The sequence below is a fragment of the Flavobacterium omnivorum genome (assembly GCF_900099915.1).
In the GTDB taxonomy this organism is placed as follows: domain Bacteria; phylum Bacteroidota; class Bacteroidia; order Flavobacteriales; family Flavobacteriaceae; genus Flavobacterium; species Flavobacterium omnivorum.
Genome location: NZ_FNDB01000001.1, coordinates 308,502 through 327,639, shown reverse-complemented (window position 1 = coordinate 327,639; position 19,138 = coordinate 308,502). Strand labels below are relative to the sequence as shown.

Annotated in this window: 14 protein-coding genes; all 14 read right to left on the bottom strand. The window is 35.0% G+C overall.

Annotation, left to right across the window (positions count from 1 at the left end):
* Position 1 precedes the first annotated feature (1 nt).
* On the bottom strand, positions 2 to 688 hold the full coding sequence (locus BLS90_RS01425) for an SCO family protein (protein ID WP_091254211.1): 687 nt from the start codon (positions 686 to 688) through the stop codon (positions 2 to 4).
* 12 nt (positions 689 to 700) lie between these two features.
* Positions 701 to 1,342 (bottom strand): GNAT family protein, encoded by a 642-nt coding sequence (locus BLS90_RS01420; RefSeq protein WP_091254207.1) that lies wholly within the window; start codon positions 1,340 to 1,342, stop codon positions 701 to 703.
* A gap of 78 nt (positions 1,343 to 1,420) precedes the next feature.
* The gene (locus tag BLS90_RS01415) at positions 1,421 to 1,771 is read right to left on the bottom strand and encodes a cytochrome C oxidase subunit IV family protein (protein WP_091254204.1); all 351 of its coding nucleotides are present in this window, start codon (positions 1,769 to 1,771) and stop codon (positions 1,421 to 1,423) included.
* 18 nt (positions 1,772 to 1,789) lie between these two features.
* Positions 1,790 to 2,767, bottom strand: coding sequence for a cytochrome c oxidase subunit 3 (locus tag BLS90_RS01410; RefSeq protein WP_091254199.1), 978 nt, complete (start codon positions 2,765 to 2,767; stop codon positions 1,790 to 1,792).
* 42 nt (positions 2,768 to 2,809) lie between these two features.
* A complete protein-coding gene (locus tag BLS90_RS01405; RefSeq protein ID WP_091254196.1) occupies positions 2,810 to 3,397 on the bottom strand; it encodes a cytochrome c oxidase subunit 3 in 588 nt (195 codons plus the stop codon).
* A 2-nt stretch (positions 3,398 to 3,399) separates the two neighbouring features.
* Positions 3,400 to 4,302: a heme o synthase gene (gene cyoE, locus BLS90_RS01400; protein ID WP_091254190.1), complete on the bottom strand. Its 903-nt coding sequence runs from the start codon at positions 4,300 to 4,302 to the stop codon at positions 3,400 to 3,402.
* A 105-nt stretch (positions 4,303 to 4,407) separates the two neighbouring features.
* Positions 4,408 to 6,531 carry an energy transducer TonB gene (locus BLS90_RS01395; protein WP_091254639.1) on the bottom strand — a complete coding sequence of 708 codons (2,124 nt, stop codon included), beginning with the start codon at positions 6,529 to 6,531 and terminating at the stop codon, positions 4,408 to 4,410.
* A 19-nt stretch (positions 6,532 to 6,550) separates the two neighbouring features.
* Positions 6,551 to 7,294: a deoxyribose-phosphate aldolase gene (gene deoC, locus BLS90_RS01390; protein ID WP_091254186.1), complete on the bottom strand. Its 744-nt coding sequence runs from the start codon at positions 7,292 to 7,294 to the stop codon at positions 6,551 to 6,553.
* 257 nt (positions 7,295 to 7,551) lie between these two features.
* A complete protein-coding gene (locus BLS90_RS17025; protein ID WP_262488554.1) occupies positions 7,552 to 7,863 on the bottom strand; it encodes a VanZ family protein in 312 nt (103 codons plus the stop codon).
* A 58-nt stretch (positions 7,864 to 7,921) separates the two neighbouring features.
* On the bottom strand, positions 7,922 to 8,302 hold the full coding sequence (gcvH, locus tag BLS90_RS01380; RefSeq protein ID WP_091254180.1) for a glycine cleavage system protein GcvH: 381 nt from the start codon (positions 8,300 to 8,302) through the stop codon (positions 7,922 to 7,924).
* 94 nt (positions 8,303 to 8,396) lie between these two features.
* Positions 8,397 to 15,542 (bottom strand): T9SS outer membrane translocon Sov/SprA, encoded by a 7,146-nt coding sequence (gene sov, locus BLS90_RS01375; protein ID WP_091254177.1) that lies wholly within the window; start codon positions 15,540 to 15,542, stop codon positions 8,397 to 8,399.
* A gap of 25 nt (positions 15,543 to 15,567) precedes the next feature.
* Positions 15,568 to 16,149: a Holliday junction branch migration protein RuvA gene (gene ruvA / locus BLS90_RS01370; protein WP_091254174.1), complete on the bottom strand. Its 582-nt coding sequence runs from the start codon at positions 16,147 to 16,149 to the stop codon at positions 15,568 to 15,570.
* Positions 16,150 to 16,237: 88 nt separating this feature from the next.
* Positions 16,238 to 18,526, bottom strand: a complete 2,289-nt coding sequence (locus BLS90_RS01365; protein ID WP_091254171.1) for an NADP-dependent malic enzyme — start codon at positions 18,524 to 18,526, stop codon at positions 16,238 to 16,240.
* Positions 18,527 to 18,684: 158 nt separating this feature from the next.
* Positions 18,685 to 19,110: a CBS domain-containing protein gene (locus BLS90_RS01360; protein ID WP_091254169.1), complete on the bottom strand. Its 426-nt coding sequence runs from the start codon at positions 19,108 to 19,110 to the stop codon at positions 18,685 to 18,687.
* Positions 19,111 to 19,138: the final 28 nt, after the last annotated feature.

The following is a 19,138-nucleotide window of genomic DNA, read 5'->3' as shown; positions in this document are numbered from 1 at the left end:
TTTACTCTTTTAATAAAATATTAATGTCTTGTTGAATGTTTCTCACTCCTTTTTTATCTAAACCATCATAATACAAAATTGGATTTCCGAAATCATCATTTCTACATCGGATATTTCCATTCTTATCAATTAAGGCAAACAATCCTGAATGTTCAAAACCACCTACAACTTTTTTATTTTCACCAGCATAAAGATTGAACCCTTTATTGGCTAAATTAAAAATATACGCTTTATCTCCAGTTAAAAAATTCCAATTTGAAGACTTAACGCCCAATAATTTTGAATGATCTTTTAATACTTGTGGCGTGTCGTGTTCAGGATCGATTGTAATAGATACAATTCCAAAGTTTGGATTACCAAAGAATTTTTTTTCAATGAGAAGCATACTTTGATTCATCTTGGGACAAATTGTTGGACAGGTTGAAAAAAAGAATTCCAACACATATACTTTCCCTTTATAGGACTCGTTAGTTATTTTCTGATTGTCCTGATTAATTAATTCAAATTTAGGAGCTGGCCCTATTTTGATCAATTGATCCTCATTAGCCGTTATTGGATTCACTCGGTCTAATCGGTCACCTTGAACCACCTTATCATTCTTTATTCTTTCTACTATCTTAGGAACGGCATAAATACCAAAAATTAAAATAATAAATGAAATACCTATATATGATTTATTTTTAAGCATCGTAAGTTAAAATTAAATTTTTCTAGTAGCGTTATTATTCTTCTTGAGTGCAGCACGATATTCATAAAGAATAACCTTAAAATCATCTAGCATCTCATTGCTCAACTCTGCCGGATGAAAAGTGTTGTATCCCTCTTTACTATTTTTTACCAATTTCCTTCCTCGAAGATTTCTTTTTTTATCAATGATATAGACTTTGGGAGTTCCAAATTTATCGTCTAATTTTTCAACCAATTTTAATTGGGAGTGATAAGAAGTAATCTCAGCAGGCGAGGCAAATACAAAACGCCATTGTGCAACATCAGTAAAAGCAGCTAAAGCATCTACTACTTTCTTTGCATCTGCTTCAGTTCCAATTGGACAAATGACAACAAATTGTACATCTTTAAACTTGTGATACGTTTGATAAATTTTTTGATTTAGATTAAAAAAATTACCTCTATTTCTTAAAAGTTCTGTTCCAGAAAAACCAAGAACAGTTACTTTTCCATTCAAAGTAACTTTTTTACCATCTAAAGAATGCCAATTACCAAGATCAGCTGTATTAGGTGTAACAGTTGGCAGTTTGGTAAAACCATTCACGCCAGAGGCGAAAAATAGATAAGCAACGATAGGCAAAATAAATAGAACGAAAAGAACAATATTTTTTTTCATTATGCTGTTTCAATTATTACTATAAAATAAAAAAGGTATCCGCCAAGACGGATACCCTATTTTTGAATTAATATCTTGTTAAAAATTCCATTTGATAGTAGAATTTTTAAAAACCCCGTAAATATAATCCCCTTCGGTTAAAAGGATGAAGAGTATATATAAAATCAGAAAAATTACTGGAAAAACAACTGCACTTTTTAGGGTGCCTTTTTCACCTTCCATGTGCATAAATGCCCATACAATGTAATATGCTTTAAAAATAGTAAGGGCATAAAAGATCCAATTAAGTAAATTCATACTTAAAAAATCATTCATAAAAAGAACATCTGGTTTTAAAATCCCCAAATAAACTTCTACTACTGTAACGGCAGACAATATTCCGAAAACTTTCCAGATTCTACCTATGTTAGATACGTGTTCGTGTGACATGATAATTACTTTTTGAAATTAAACTAGATAGAAAACCGTGAATACAAATACCCAAACTAAATCGACAAAATGCCAATAAAGACCAACTTTCTCAACCATTTCATAACTTTTTCTCTTTTCATACGTTCCGATAAGCACATTGAAAAATATAATAATATTTATAATCACTCCAGAAAAAACGTGAAATCCGTGAAAACCTGTGATAAAGAAAAAGAAGTCAGCAAAAAGTTTACTTCCATACTCGTTTCGTTGCAAATTAGCCCCTTCAACGACATAATGGGCCTGACTTAATCTTGCCACCGACTCTTCTCTCGAAAGAATTGTTTTTTGCTTTTCTTTGGTTACAACCTCAGTTCTAATCAAAAGTTCTGGATGGGCTTTAAAACCTGCTTGCACTTCAGCTACAGAATAAGAGGGTAAAGATCCCTCACTCATGAACCATTTCCCTTTACTTCTTGTCAATTGCTCTCTGTCTTCCGGCAAAGTCATTGCAAAATCAGCCAAAGCTACGCGGTGTCCTTCTTTATCTACAAATTGAAGTAAACTACCTCCTTTTGTCTCAATAGCACCATATTCCCCTTTTATGAAATTTTTCCATTCCCAAGCTTGAGATCCTACGAAAATCAAACCACCGATAATGGTCAAAAACATATAAAGAACTACCTTGTTTTTTTTCATTTGATGCCCTGCATCCACGGCCAAAACCATTGTCACAGATGAAAAAATCAAAATAAAAGTCATTAATGCAACATAATACATCGGAGCAGATACTCCATGCATAAACGGAAAGTGAGTGAACACTTCGTCAGCCAATGGCCATGTCTCAATAAATTTAAATCTAGAAAAACCATAAGCTGCAAGAAATCCAGAGAACGTTAAGGCATCTGATACGATAAAAAACCACATCATTAATTTACCATAACTTGCTCCCATTGGCTCATTGCCACCTCCCCAAGTTTTTTCTTCACTATTAGCAGTAGTAACTGTCGCTTCCATAAAAGTTATTCGTTAAAAAGTTCCCAAATTTACGTTTTTTTCTTATTTAAAGAAATATAAAAACAAAAACAAATAAACCCATAATAAGTCAAGAAAGTGCCAGTACATTGCACCAAGTTCAATTCCAAGGGTTTGAGATGAATTGTATTTTTGTTTAAAATGATTATAAATTATAATTAGCAGTGAAATCACGCCACCAGCAAGGTGAATCAAGTGCACAACAGTAACTACATATAAAAAAGTAGTTGTGATTGAGCTTCCACTTCCCGTGAAATAATACCCATTATCTACTATTTGTCCAAAACCTACGAACTGCAAAATTACAAACAAAATTCCTAGAACTAATGTAGTCAAAAGAAAAAGTGTCGTTTTACTTTGATTGTTTTTTTGAATTGCCTTTTTAGCCAAGTGAAAAGTCACACTACACCCTATAATGGCAATTGTACTGTAATAAAAAGCGGTTGGCAATTGAAAATCTTTCAACCAATCTGCTCTGGATTTACTCACTACGAAAGCACTCGTAAGTCCCGCAAACATCATGGTCATACTCACCATTGCAAACAACAAAATCAATTTGTATGACCGTGCTGTTCTGGATTTTTGTTCCTCTACTGTCATTATCATTTCCATAACTATCTTAAAAATTTATCTAATATATAAACTAACTGCAATAATGTAATATAAGACACACTCACTAACATCAAGGTTCGGGCAGCTTTTGCAGTTCTTAATTTATACAATTGAACGGCATAAAATAACATCCACAATCCTAGTAAAAATACAACAACAGCCGCAATTGGCGTTATGTACAAACGTCCTGTATATCCAAAAACCGGCAAAATCGATGCTAAAATGAGCCAAACTGTATATAGTATGACCTGCAATGCGGTTCCTTTATCTTTTTTACCTGTAGGCAACATAAAAAAGCCCGCTTTTTCATAATCTTCATATAAAAACCAGCCGATCGCCCAAAAGTGCGGAAATTGCCAAAAGAATTGTATTAAAAACAACGTCCCTGCTTCTATTCCAAATTCTCCAGTAGCCGCAACCCAACCCAACATAAAAGGAATTGCCCCTGGAAAAGCACCGACAAAAACAGACAACGAAGTCATGGTTTTTAAAGGTGTGTAAACACTCGTATATAAAAATATTGAAATGGCACCAAACATGGCTGTTTTCGGATTGATCGTATAAAGTAACACAATCCCAATAATCGTCAGAAGACTTGCAATAACCACAGCGGTCCCGCGAGACATTCTACCAGCCGGAACCGGACGATTTTTTGTTCGATCCATCAATGCATCTAAATCTTTTTCAATAACTTGATTAAAAGCATTAGAAGCTCCCACCATACAATAACCACCAACAGCTAATTTCAAAAGTGTGATCCAACCCAAAGATTGCAAATCATTAATCCCAAGCATATATCCAGCTATAGACGAAAAAACAACGCTAATAGCAAGCCGTGCTTTAGTGATTTCGCGGAAATCAATGTAAACGGATTTTAATGAAAGTGTACTTTGTGTTGCGTTCAATGTTTAGGATTATTTACTTTGTAATAACTTTTGCAAAAGTAGGCTATCAAAAGGGATTTGACAAAAAACAATTCATAAAAAGAGTACTAAAAAATAAAATAACAATTAATAGTCAAAATACCAATTAAAGATATCCGCTCTCAACCCTACAGTGAGCCAATTCGTGCTTTCACTAAAAGCAGTCGCTGTGTTTTTAGTTGGGTCAAAACTTCTATAAATAAAACTTCCAAATAATTTTAAATTGGTTGCAGGATTTACCAAGTATCCTCCCTGAAAATCAGCAATAAAGACAGCAGTTTTATTTCCTTGCCCTACTTTTACCCCACTATCAAATGGTCTATTTTCATCGTAATCCTTATAAATATTCCCTCCATAATTAAAACCATTGTCGATTGAATCAAAATCCAATCCCCGTGTTCCCACAGTGATTTTTGCATCAGCAAAATACCTTCCTTTATTATAACGTGCAATAGCGATCAACTCTTTAAAATTACCTCCCCATTGATGCCCAATACTTTGATTATTATGCCCGTAATTTGTAATTGGCATGCTGTGAGAATAGACGTATGGTCGAACATGATTGTACTCTAATTGCAGTAGTAAACCATCCATTTTGAAAGCATTATAATATTTGACTCCCAACTGATATCCATACTTATTTTTCCAACTATTGTCTCCTTTTTTAACATCTCCTAAAGAAAACTCATCCAAAATAAACTGGCCATAAAAATTAATCTGATTGCTCCATTTGTATTTATAGGTTAACCCTAGAATAGCATTTCCGCTTCTAGCCGAAGAAGCAAATTCAACAGAACGGTAAAAAATAATTGGATTTACAAAACTCACATCAAATCCTCTGTCATTGGTATTCGTCCAAATCACTGATTCAAAGAAACCCAGATTTAATCTATTTGAAACGTTCCAACTCAAATAGTGATTTGCCATGAACTTTGTAGCATACGTTCTTTCTAATGTAACCTCCGGACGAACATCTTTGAGCCACATATAGGTATTGGTATATTTTATTTTCCAAAAATTAGTATTCAATTTAAAGTAAGGATACGGACTAGCGCCATCACTTTCTAACAAAGAGCGGTATCCATCTCCAATAAAATTCCTACCATAACCCAATTGCAAATCAATATATTTGCTTGGAGCAAAAGTTAAATTGGCTTCTGCCAAAGGGAAATCATACGCATCTGTTTTGAAATCTTTTGCAATTCCCATCCCTGGAATAATCGCAGGATTTCCTCCTGCTGGCTTGATCGATTCTGCATACCGATTGTAATAATCTGCAAAACGTCCCTGACTTTCAAAAACGGTCGTAGTAAAATTGAGCTTTTTGCCCAGTCCACCACGAAAATTAATTCCACGTGTGTTTACGTAAGTGTAAGAAGCCTCGCTTCCTGAAGCCTTACCAACCTGTAGATCAAATATAGGATTCAACGTAAACCAATAGTCATCCCCTTGAATTTCTACTGTATTTTCATTCCACAATTTGCGTGCCCACCAAGTGGTAGCTTTCTTTTTCAGCTTTTCCTGTGCCTCTTTTAGATTATAATATTTTGACACTTCAGCATACGTATATGGTTTTGAAGCAGTGTGGTTGTTACTACCCATCTGATTTAACGAAGCATCAAATTGCGCATAATAACTATGAGAAAAAGGCACATTTAAATGACTATCCAAATCAGGATTGTCAAATTTGGAATATACAATACTATCCAGTTCTGTTAATTTTTTAGTGTTGTTTAGCGCAATTTTGACTTTCGCCAAAGTATCTGCAACTACTACTTCTCTACTTTTTAAAGGGATCGCAAGTGCCATGGTAAATTTAGCATACGTAGGCTTTCCGTTATAGGTTGCTGGTTGAATTTTTGGAAATTTACCAAAAACTCTTTTTGTTTCTTGAATCAGTTCCTCCTCTGTGGCATCAATATAAATCACCTTAAAATTACCATTGCTATCTACTTCAAAAAGCACTTTGACATTTCCTTGAAAATCATTTTGTTTAAGACGAGCTGGAACTTCAAAATTTGTAAAAACAAAATCCTGTACCTGATTGTAAAAACAAGACTCTAAAGCCTTGAATTGTAAATTCAGGCAGTCCGAAAAAATAGGAAAACGCTCAGCAGAGTTGCTGGATTGAACTGTAACGCTTGTAATTTCTTGAGCAGAAATAGTAAAAGAATACATAATTAAAAATAATGCCAACCACCCTTTGTTCATGCTTATTTTATTGTTAAATTTAATATTCATTAGTTGAATTTTGACCATTAGCTATTTTTTTTGCGCCAGAGGTCCCTATTCGTTTCACCCCCAACTGAATCATTGCAACAGCTTCCTCATACGTGCGGACTCCACCAGCTGCTTTTACAGGAAGTGGAGACGCGTTTTCAAGCATCATTTTTATAGTAGGAATAGTAGCGCCGTTAGGTAAATTATTCTCTGTAGTGTAAAACCCCGTTGATGACTTCACAAAAACCTTTGAAATAAGTTCTTGTTCAAAATTAGAAACGATTACATTCTTTATCAAACTCGATAGTTGTATAATTTCTTTTTCGCTCAGTGCAGCCACTTCAATAATCCACTTGACCACTTTATTATTGGCCAATCCCAATTGAGTACCTCTTAAAATTTCTTCTTTTACTAAATCAGCATCCCCTTTTTTGAATGCTTCGTAGTTACAAACAAAGTCCAAATCATCGGCTCCATCTTGTATGGCCTGAACCGCTTCTTTGAGTTTATCTTCTATGGCTGATTTCCCTTCTGGAAAATCAATCACAGTACCTATTTCCAACATAGAATTCGCTTCATTAATCATCTTTTTGGCCAATGAAACTCTGTTTGGCCGAATCATAATAAGCTTAAAATGTTCCTCGACAGCCTCCTGAATAAATTCCTGAGCAACAAGAATATTTTCTTCTTCAGTGATCCCTGCTTGTTCTGCGGTTTTTAAATAGGTAGAATCTAAGTATTGCTTTATATTCATGGCATTTAAATTTCTTGGTTACAGCACATTCTAAGTCACAAAAGTACATTTTATCTGCAAACAAGTTTGAATTAAATATTTTCTCTTTATTTTGATATTGCTAAACCACAGTTAAAAGGACTTTATAATCAAAAAAGAATAACGAGCTACAGAGCGTTAAAACATGAATTTTTCATCAGAGCTATTCTACATATTCCGTACGAATAGGTACAAAAATGAAAAATCCCACCGAAGTGGGACTCTCTATATTCTTAACTTTATTTAAACTTAGTATTCAAATTAAATAACCAAATCAACGCTATTGACAAAGTCGCTCCAGACATATTTGCTAAAACATCAAAGACATCTGCTTTTCTGGTTTCTGTTAATAAGTTTTGTGCTACTTCAATCGCTATTCCAAAAAAAACAGAGAATAGAAAGGAAAACAGCAACGATTTTAGGTTATTCAAATTAGACGAGCTACTTTTTAAAAATAAAAAGCATAACGTTGTTAACACAAAGTGAAAAAACGCATGAACAAGCTTATCTAAATTTGATACATTTCCCAAGGGAACATTATTTAATTGCACCAAACAAAAAAAGGTAATTATTCCAGACCATACTAAAGCGGCCCAAAAATAGAGCTGTTTACGCACCTATTAATTCCTTGTAGGATTCGCTAGAAAGTAATCCATCAACTTGTTCCATGTTTGCTATTTTAACTTTAATCATCCATCCTGCTCCATAAGGATCAGAATTTACACTTTCCGGGGTGCTTTCTAGCGCATCATTGAAAGCAATAATTTCACCTGCTACAGGAAGAAATAAATCAGAAACGGTTTTAACAGCTTCCACTGTTCCAAAAACTTCATCTTTCTCTAACGACTGATCTAAAGTTTCTACCTCAACATAAACAATATCTCCTAATTCTTTTTGTGCAAAATCAGTGATTCCTACTGTTGCGATATCGCCTTCAATACTAACCCATTCGTGATCCTTCGTGTACTTTAAATTTGCTGGTATGTTCATCTAAATTGTAATTGATAATTATTAATTGATAATTGAAATTTGCTGTTACAAATGTAACAATCTTATGTTCAAATCAGGTTTAGATTTCGAAAAATTAATTCCCAAAATTATACCGAATTGTAAATCCAGAACGAACATTGGTCAATGGAAAAGAAGTAGAGATTACCGCCTTCGAAAAAGAATGATCGTAATAGAAAATTGCTGTCAAATTTTTGCTAAAAGCATAATCCGCTTTGACTTTTATGGACCAGATATTCTGCCCACCTGCTAATTGATTATTATCATAATCTAAATAACGAACAATGGTTTGATTATTTCTATACCCTATATCAGCAGCCAAATTAATATCACTTTTTATTATTCCTGTTGGATTATCAGCTAATCTTGAAGAAAAAATGACGTCTTTAAAGCGATACCCTAATCCTACAATATATTCAACCCCTTTTACTTCTGTCAACAAATTATTATCAAAACTCATCGATAAAGCTCTGTCTTTTTTAATTTCGGTAAGCACTTTTAAAGAACTTTTTAATTCAAAATCCATTCTTAAAAGCGGACTGAATTGTTCTACCAGATTAATATTAGACATAATGGTCTGATTGAAAAAATTACCGCTGGCATCCACTCCGTTTGGTGCATTGTCATATTCAAAGTTAGATCTAAATGCATTTATAGTATAGGAGGCTCTATAATTATGTTGCAAAGAGAAACGCTTGAAATTTTTCTTAAAAACCCCATACCGCATCAATCCATTGTATTTTATTGCCCAGTTTGGGATAGGGAAACTTCTAAAAATACCTAGAGAAACCGCAGATGCATCCCCTCCTGAATAAGCAGCTAAAAAGGCGGGCAACAATACGGCCTGATTGTTTTTTCCATAACCTAAAGGAAAACCTTCTGCATCTCTATTTATTGGATTATTAATATCAATTCCTCGATCTGTAGCTAAACGATTTGCAACTGTGAGACGGTTCATCCTAAAATCATCAAAAGCAGCTGAACTATTTTCATCGCTTGTAGCAAATGACGTTTTTATCAAAACTGCTGATATAGAAAAAATACCGGTGTTATATGGAGATCTAGCGTTATAAACTCCATCCGTAACATCATATTGTTCCGAGAAATTTTCAGAAAAAGCCCTATCCAATGTCAAATCAATTTTCAAATCGGGAAACAAATCGACATTAGCTGTTGCTTTAAACAGTTTATTCGTTACTTGAGTGAAATTTTGATTGAAGTCGGGGTAATTCGTCAGCCAACCGTTCTTAGCTGCTTCATACCTAACGTCATCCTGGCTTCCAAATATAAAGCCCAATGAAGGTCTTGAAGATCCTAAGAACCCAACACCTGGAGTATACCCAGGCAAAATTGTACCGCTATTGTATGTGTAGTTCATCTGAATATTCTTGACGCTGGTCAGAACTCCGATCAAGCCATCAAGAAATGCATTGTTTTTAGGAAGTTGATTGGCATTGGCATTCACTATTTTTTCGCCTGGTTTTGGCGCAATCATTTTCGGTTTTGGTAGTGTTTTGTTTGTATTTTTAGTCAGTCCTAAATATTTATACAACATATCCATGTTGAAGGCTGCATTTAAATTATTAGAACTTGCATTTTGAATTGTATTTCCTAAATTATAATCAGCACCATCAATATTAATCTGAGACAATGCATTGGAGGTGCGTTGCCAACTGTAGTCACCCGTGTAGGAGTAGTTTGCTTTTATGAAGCTGAATAATGGTATTTTGTTTATTGGTATATCATAATTCACAACTAGTTGCTGCATGTGTTGGTTTGGATCTCCTATGTCCCAATAACTATCCCAAATAGTAAAACTGTCGATGGGTTCATTATTTTCATTCAAATAATTTTTTACAATATTACTAGAAGATGCCGTATAATTTAATTTCAATGATTTAGTTAGATTATAATTGAAACCATATTGATAATTAAATGCAAAATTTCTGCGGTAAAGTGGGTCAAGGCCTATTCCTTCCACCTCTACCTGTCTAAATTGTTGGCGGTTATACTGTCTATTGATATTCGTATTAAACGAAATATTAGCAGGTAAATAATTAAAGTTAAAGTCACTCAATAACTTCCAGTAATTACTTTTTTTCAAAAACTTAGCTTTCTTGAATGGCTCTACTGGTTTAGGCTGAAAAGTGTACGCATAATCAACAGAAGAATTTGCCTGTTGGTCTACAAAATCTTCGATTTCAAAATCATGTCGTTCCACTTCGTTAAATGACTGAGAGAAGGTAAAATTTTCAGGATCGTAAACATGTTGTTTTTGTTCTGGTTGGCGTTCTTTTCTGACACCAATAAAATTGATGCTTTTTCGCTTGGTGTAATCAACCGCTCTGCTGGTAATATTGTCTTTCTTATTTTGATCCGTTGTATTATCTAACAACTGTTTTAATTTTATGTCTTGATTGAAAGGGTCGTACTCTGGCGTGATCGTTTCTTCGCCTATAGCATAATTAAAAGGCAGATTGACACCCCATTTTTGAGGCAATAATTTTCCAAGGTTCACATTCGTCACTATCGTGTATTGCTCCGTATCTTCCCGACTTCTCTCATTAGGACCTTGTTCTAATGATCCAAAACCAATTGTGCTTTTTCTACCCGATGCGGAGACCGTTGCAAAATCAGCTAAATTTGTGTCTACATTCAATACTGCAGCCATTCCGCCTTGGTTGTCCATATCCGCTAAACGAAGTTCATTAAACCAAACTTCTCCTTTTATATCATTGCGTAGATCACTGTTTTTCACCCCTACCATAAGTGTACGAACCAGTCCAAAATTTGGATTTCCTTTTATCCCTAACTTCAAGGTATTGGTCCCGTCCCCTTCTGGTTTAGAAGGATCAGCATCTGGATAATAAATTCCATCTAGTGGCAATGTATTTGGATCCACACTCATTGCTGAAATTTTCAATTTTGTCAACAAAGCCAATGACAAATCCATTTCATTTTCTTCTGGCCAAACTACTTCGCCGCTCAAAGGACTACAATCAGAATTGGACGCAGAGGAGGGAACAGTTACTTTTAAAGGAATCTCAATCTGGTAGAAATTTTGTGTAAAATCATTTCCAAAACGAATAAAACCAACCATCTGATTGTCTTGAAGAGGAATTTCACCTGGCAACGATTCAGCATGCAAAAACATTTTCAATTTCTTAAATTGACGCATATCGATACTTACATTTTTAAAAACGGCTCTGGAATCTTCCGGCTCTAATCCGTTTCCTGAAACCCTCAATGCTAAAGACTGCTCATTTTGATTAATTACGGTGTTATTATTAAACAATTGCTCTCTTTGTACTCCATGAGGCGTAATGTAATTCACCGGACATCTTTGATTATTTTCCTGAACGTTGACCGCCAAAACATCTAAGTTAGTGTTGTCATCAGCACTGTTTGTGTCATTAAAATCAAGCGTATTGGTATATCGCCTCCACTCGCCACGAACTAAGTCTAAGGCTCCAAAACGAACTGTAACTTCTTCACTAAAACCCGTCATAAACATCCTCATGAAACGAATGGATCTAAAATCAGAAATATTCCCTATCGTGTTTTCAGGCTGAGCAACCGGGATTTTAAATTGCAACCATCGGGCTTCGGTAGTGGAGCCATCCGGCAAAGACACTTGTGTGTTTCTGACATCAGTTATATAATTTTGACCCACGTTCATTCCGGGTTGCACATCAATACTATATTCATAATAAGCATTGATTGTATTCATGGTATTGTCTCGGTTGATATCCTCCACGTCAGGAACGGTTGACGACCCTCTATTGGGGTCATTGATATCTACCGCAGAGTTTCCGTCAGTACCATTGTACATTTTGTAGCGGTCTAAAATTCCTCCATCTGCATTCAGATAAAAAGTATAATCATCAGCAGCTGGATCCAGTTCCGAAGCAAAATTAGTATACACGCTTCCCTCATTGGCATTAGCCAAACCATCCAAACCTATATCTTGATATCTTCTGTTATCCACATTGGTATCAAAGGCATAAATCAAGGACTGAGATGCAGGAACATCTCCCCACAAAGGCCTTGGATTGACCAATATCTGATCGGGACCCAGCCCATTTTCATACTGCTTTCTTCCATCTTTTAGAACATCTTCCGAAATTTCTCCTAAATTGAAGTATATTTTTCCAGTATTTGATACTGGAGCCTGACCATTTCCTACGTACGGATCTAACACCCAAAACTGAATATACTCTACGTTTCCTTGTTCAAAATTTGTTGAATTTAAAGAACGCATAATCCCTCCAAAATTTTCATCTGGATTTGCATTTACATTTGAATTGTTGTTATAAGGCCCTCTTTCAGATGGATAATAACTCAAATCCAAGGTGTTTACTACTTGCGTCTGCCCTTGGGCAATATCAGTCAGAGGATACAATTCTCTGCTAAAAATCCTTCTGGTTTTATTGAAAGACAAGTCTTCATTTGAGATTCCAACGGGCTTCTGAGTATAAAAAACGGGATCAATTGAATACCAAGCTAATTTAGCTCTTTTGAATCCATAGCTCAAATCATTGGCACTGGCATTAAAATCATAACTACTTGTTGTGTTTCGGTCTGGTGTTGATGCTAAACTCCAGGAATAAGGGGAACGCATGTCAATTGTAGACTGAGATCCTTCAAAATCATCTACATAAATGGTCGATTCACCCTGAAACTGATCTGCTTTTGGCGAGTCCGGTTTCAAAAAAGCTATTTCGCCTCTTACCGATAGATTGGAAGGTACATCCGTGTCAATATTTGGCAATTTATTTACTAAACGGGTCAAGAAAGGAACTTCTGTTGAGAAATTAGTATTGAAACCAAAAATAGTGTTGTTTACGGATTCCTGTCCGAAACTAGATTTTTGTGTGAACGGTCTTTCAGACATTTTCAAGAAGGTTCCTCCTACCACAAAGTTGTCCGAAATTTTATGTTCAATATTTAAACCCATAAACCTTCTGGTTTGCTGACCAAAAACAGAGTTATTTTCCAAGGAGACTTCGATGGGTGTATTTGATGCCTGCAAGGACGGATCCAAAATTTGAACACGACCTAACTGATAATTAACGCTATAATCTATCCCTTCTACTAAGAGTCTTCCTGCTGCGGTAACTACCACTGACCCTTGAGGAACATTGAATGCCCCAATTGGTATACCATCGCCACCACTCGATTTGTATTTCCCTCGTAATAAGAATTTGTTTTTTTCACTATCCTGCAATGCTCCTGCCTGTGTATTTCGATACATGCTGCGAAACACATATTTCTTTTGATTTTCATTATAAGAGCTGACATTGTTGTAGTTTTCAGAGGAACCAGCATTCGACAATTTTGAAAATAGCAGTTCCCCAAAAGGCTCTTTGGTAGTAAATAGAATCCTTCCGTTTTGCGCATCTATTGTTAAGCCTGGCATAAAATCAAAAAAACCGTCCCCTCCAGCTTGAGGATCGTTATTGTAATTTAACTTATCTAAATTAAATACCTTCAACAAAGGGGTCTCAGCAACTTCGTTTTCTCTTGAAGGATTCGTTGGAAAAGGACTTCCTGGAACCTCTGTAATATAATTTAGAGGCGAAGGATCTGAATAAAGAATATTAAATCTAAAATCTTGTTGTTTCAATTGGTACCCACCTTGAATCTGATAGATATTTTTCATCATCAAATTCCAAATTGGATTTTTAACATTGGTCAAATTGCTTTTCAACATTTTCAAAACCAAACTCTGCGAAATGATAGCCTGATTGGAAGGACTATTTCCTGTCACAACAGTTGCGTCTACTCCATCGTTTCCAAATTCACCCACTTGGTACACTTTATCTCCAATGGTGTATTGATAAGCAACCGCTAAAACCTCATCATTAGCCAATCGCTGTTGTAACGAAATAAATCCTAATTGTGGATTGAAGCTGTATTCATTAGGATTCAGTTTTCTTGCGTTTTCTAATTTCGAATAATCCTGACCTTCACTTACCGTTATATTAAAACCAGAATTCGCAGTCACGATTTCACGAATATTAGGATTCAACAAACCTGTTCCAGCGTTTATTTGTGCTGGATTGTAATCATTATTTGAATTGTCAGTAGGAGAATCTATAGGATTGTTGAAAATCCCTGTAGAAGGATCTAAAACAACCACTTCGTTATCAGGAATACCGGATAATTGGCCTTCTCCTAAATCCTGAAGTGCAATGATATTTCTCAGGTTATTATTGTTTGCCAATACCCGATTTTGCTTGTTAGTTACCCAAATCTCAATCCTAGAGATCTGTACTCTACTATCAATGAATGGATAATTTGCCAGCGATTTATCATATCGATTTCTAAAATATTGGGACAAGAAAAAGTGTCGGTCACTATCATAGTCCAAAGCAAACATTTCAAAATCCTCTATCGTGCCTCCGCCTTGCGCTATTAAACTTTTTGTTTGTGATTTTTGCTCTGAAAAAACACCAGTTATTGTTGTTTTTCCAAATTGCAGTTGGGTTTTTACTCCAAATAAACTTTGTGCTCCCCGAATTAAAGAACTATTTAAAGGCATACTTACATTACCGACTTCAATTTTTTGAATGATATCATCCTCTGTAGGAGCATAATCTAATTTGATTAAATTTTGAAAAGCAAATGTAGACTGTGTATCGTAGTTCGCATTTACATTGAGTCGCGTTCCTACTTTTCCCATTAAACTCATGCTGATTCTCTGCTCAAAATCAAATGAAAGATTGGATCGGTTTCTAGGAGAAAAGGATGGATTATCTTGTTTTGTGTACCGCATTCCCAAATCCATTTCAACAGATCCCGTGGGTTTTACATCAATCGTATTGCTTCCAAAAATAGATTCAAAAAGACCTGACTTCACATAATATCTAGGCAATAAATCTCTCTTAGCAAGTTCACTTCCTTCTTTCTTGCCATCAATAGCATCTACTTTTTTCTTAAAATAATCACGCATGGATTCTTTTAAGACTAAATTTTCGTATTCTTTTGGCGTTAAAATAATAGGATAATTAATGGAAAATCCATCTACGGAATTGGTATAAACATAACGATCCGTAACTGGGTCGTACGTGTAAGCAGATAAAATACTTTGTGGGTTTTTAAGTTGCAGTTTTCCCAAAGAAAATCCAGTTTTTACAGTATCTTGAGCCACTTGCTCTACTTGGGCCTGTGACAGAAAACCACAAAATAAAACAAGCAAAAAAATAAAAATTTTATGCATACAACTCGGGGTTCTTGAATACCTTTTAAAGATTTTTCAAAGCTTTTTTAATGATTGATTCTACAGAAGCATCTGGATCTTCTTTGACAATCTTTTCTATAATTTTTTCTGAAGTTTTTCGTACAAATCCTAAAACTTCCAAAGCTGATAACGCTTCATCTCGATTTGTATTGCTTTGTGACATAGAAACTTCGTCTAAATCATATAATTTTAAGACTTTTTCTTTTAAATCTAAGATTACTCTTTGTGCGGTTTTACTCCCTATCCCTTTAATTGACTGAATGGTAACTACGTCAGCAGATGCTATAGCATTAGTGATTTGTTTTGGGTCAAGTGAAGAAAGCATAGTTCGAGCGATGCTTGCTCCTATTCCGGAAACGGATAATAAAAGTCTGAAGATCTCTCGTTCTGACTTTTCTATAAAACCAAAAAGTGTATGCGCATCTTCCTTAATTTGAAGATGCGTATATACTTTTATGAAATCTGTATTGGGTAATAAAGAATACGTATGTAGGGAAATATTAACATGGTAGCCTACGCCGCCACAATCTATGATTATATGCGTTGGTGATTTCTCAGCTAATTTTCCTTGTAAATGTGTGATCATGATTAATAAAATATTGCCAAATATAATGAAATTAACATACTTTTATGTTTTACTGGCAACTTTAACTATTTACTTTGATCCCATTTAGTTAAATCTGCTTGATTTTCTTTGCCTGTTTTTCCTGAGCATCGATTACTGCAATAGCGGCCATGTTTACCATTTCCTCCACGCTAGCACCTAATTGAAATATATGAACTGGTTTTCCTAGTCCTAACATGATAGGCCCAATAGAATCAATCTTGTTCAATTCTTTGAGAAGTTTGTACGTGATGTTTGCAGAGTCCAGATTTGGAAAAATTAAAGTATTTACTTTTTTACCTGCTAATTTGGAAAAAGGAAATTTCGCTTTTAGTAATTCTGGGTTTAAGGCAAAATCTGCTTGAATCTCCCCGTCAATTATAATATCAGGATGATTTTTATGTAAATAAGAAACTGCTTCTCTTACTTTGGCTGCGTTTTCGTTTGTAGAGGATCCAAAATTAGAAAATGAAATCATTGCAATAACTGGCTCTACCCCAAACATTTTAGCCGTTTTAGCGGTCATGATTGCTATTTTAGCTAAATCATCAGCAGATGGATTGATGTTGATCGCCGTATCGGATAAAAACATTGGCCCACGAGCCGTCATCATCATATTAGTAGTAGCAACAATAGAAGCTCCCGGTGCTTTTTCGATTAATTGCAGTATGGGTTTAACAACTGAAGGATAGCTTCTGGAATGTCCTGTTACCAGTGCATCAGCTTCGCCTTCATTAACCATCATTGCGGCAAAATAATTGCGTTCCCGCATTAATTTTTGTGCATCTAAAAAGGAAATGCCGCGTCTTTGTCTAGAAGACCAATACGTTGTAGCAAATTTATTTCTTCTATCTTTTTCCTCTTCAATTTTAGGATCTATAATTTGAACATCTGCATCAAAACCAATTTCTGCTTTTAATTCTAAGATAATTTCCTTATTACCTAATAAAATTGGAAAACCAATTCCTTCTTCCAATACGATTTGAGCTGCTTTTAACACATCTAAATGGTCTGCTTCAGCAAAAACGATTTTTTTAGGATCCATTTTAGCTCTATTTGTAATCAAACGAAGCATTTTGTTATCATTTCCTAAACGATCTAAAAGTTCTTCTTCGTATTTATTCCAATCCGTGATAGGATTCAATGCTACACCAGAATCCATTGCTGCTTTGGCAACAGCCGGAGCAACAATCGTGATTAATCTTGGATCAAAAGGTTTAGGAATAATATATTCTCTACCAAAATTTAATTTAGTAGCGCCATAAGCAATATTAACTTGTTCAGGAACGGATTGCTTTGTCAATGCCGCTAATGCTTTTACAGCTGCCATCTTCATCTCCTCATTTATTTTAGTAGCTCGAACATCAAGTGCGCCTCTAAAAATGTACGGAAACCCAAGCACGTTGTTCACCTGATTGGGATAATCTGAACGACCGGTAGCCATAATTACGTCTTTCCGAGTTGCAACAGCTAAGTTATAGTCTATTTCTGGATCTGGATTTGCCATTGCAAAAACAATAGGATTATCAGCCATTCCCAACAACATTTCTGGCGACATGATATCTCCCGTAGACAATCCTAAGAATACATCGGCATTGACTAATGCTTCTTGTAAGCTCAAGGAAGGAATATCTTTAGCGTATTTCAACTGTAAATCAGATAGTTTTTGATTGTCTTTAGTTAACAATCCCTTGCTATTGAACATAAAAATATTTTCAATTTTCACACCCAGCAAAACATACAAATTAGCACAAGCAAGTGCAGCGGAACCAGCTCCTGAAACCACTAATTTTACGTCTTCTGCTTTTTTATCTGCTAATTCTAATGCATTCAACAATGCCGCAGATGAGATGATGGCCGTACCATGCTGATCGTCATGCATTACTGGAATATTTAATTCTTCTACCAACCTTCTTTCGATTTCGAAAGATTCCGGCGCTTTAATATCTTCAAGATTAATTCCACCAAAAGTTGGTGCTATATTTTTTACCGTTTGAATGAATTCTTCAATGTCTTTTGTTCCAATTTCGATATCGAAAACATCAATATCAGCAAAGATCTTAAACAACAATCCCTTTCCTTCCATTACTGGTTTAGAGGCTTCCGGTCCAATATCACCTAATCCTAAAACAGCGGTTCCATTTGTGATTACTGCGACTAAATTTCCTTTAGCGGTATATTTATAAACATTGTTTACATCTTTTGCGATTTCTAAACACGGCTCAGCTACACCAGGAGAATAGGCCAAAGACAAATCTCTTTGTGTTGCATATTTCTTAGTGGGAACTACTTGAATTTTACCAGGAGTTGGCTTTGCGTGGTATAATAATGCTTCTCTTCTTTTGCTATTCTTTTCCATTGTTTTAGATTTTATTCTAGTTTACAAAGATAGAAGACTTGGTTTAAAAAGTCAGCTTTTATCCTATTCTTTTAAAAAAATCACACCCTCAATAACAACCACCAATAAAAATAGCCGCAAAAAATGCGGCTATTTTTAGTATTTCGTTTAGCTCCTTTTTATTGCGTAATGTAAGAGTTTAAATGCTGAATGGTATCTTTTTGCAACTCGATTATAGCTTTTACCACATCACTGATGGAGATAATTCCTATTACAATATTGTTTTCAAGAACCGGCAAGTGTCGTACTCTTTTTGTACTCATTAATTCCATGCAATACTCTAAATTATCCGATGGGCTCACGGTCACCACATTTGTTTCCATGATTTCATGAACAAAAGCTTTCTTTGAAGATTTTGATTTCAAAACGATTTTTCGAGCATAATCCCTTTCAGATAAAACGCCTTTCAAAACAGTATCTTCAATGATAAGAATTGCTCCAATGTTTTTTTCGCTCATCACGGTTAATGCTTCATATACAGTGTTAGTGGAAAGTACGGAATATACTTCCTTTCCTTTAGTGCTTAAAATTTGATTAACAGTCATAATTGATTCATTTAGTGAATCATAAAGT

Bases quoted from the DNA above. Each gene is read 5' to 3' on its own strand.
- BLS90_RS01425 (WP_091254211.1), bottom strand. From the start codon at position 688: ATGCTTAAAAATAAATCATATATAGGTATTTCATTTATTATTTTAATT.
- BLS90_RS01420 (WP_091254207.1), bottom strand. From the start codon at position 1,342: ATGAAAAAAAATATTGTTCTTTTCGTTCTATTTATTTTGCCTATCGTT.
- BLS90_RS01415 (WP_091254204.1), bottom strand. From the start codon at position 1,771: ATGTCACACGAACACGTATCTAACATAGGTAGAATCTGGAAAGTTTTC.
- BLS90_RS01410 (WP_091254199.1), bottom strand. From the start codon at position 2,767: ATGGAAGCGACAGTTACTACTGCTAATAGTGAAGAAAAAACTTGGGGA.
- BLS90_RS01405 (WP_091254196.1), bottom strand. From the start codon at position 3,397: ATGGAAATGATAATGACAGTAGAGGAACAAAAATCCAGAACAGCACGG.
- BLS90_RS01395 (WP_091254639.1), bottom strand. From the start codon at position 6,531: ATGAACAAAGGGTGGTTGGCATTATTTTTAATTATGTATTCTTTTACT.
- deoC (WP_091254186.1), bottom strand. From the start codon at position 7,294: ATGAATATAAAGCAATACTTAGATTCTACCTATTTAAAAACCGCAGAA.
- gcvH (WP_091254180.1), bottom strand. From the start codon at position 8,302: ATGAACATACCAGCAAATTTAAAGTACACGAAGGATCACGAATGGGTT.
- sov (WP_091254177.1), bottom strand. From the start codon at position 15,542: ATGCATAAAATTTTTATTTTTTTGCTTGTTTTATTTTGTGGTTTTCTG.
- ruvA (WP_091254174.1), bottom strand. From the start codon at position 16,149: ATGATCACACATTTACAAGGAAAATTAGCTGAGAAATCACCAACGCAT.
- BLS90_RS01365 (WP_091254171.1), bottom strand. From the start codon at position 18,526: ATGGAAAAGAATAGCAAAAGAAGAGAAGCATTATTATACCACGCAAAG.
- BLS90_RS01360 (WP_091254169.1), bottom strand. From the start codon at position 19,110: ATGACTGTTAATCAAATTTTAAGCACTAAAGGAAAGGAAGTATATTCC.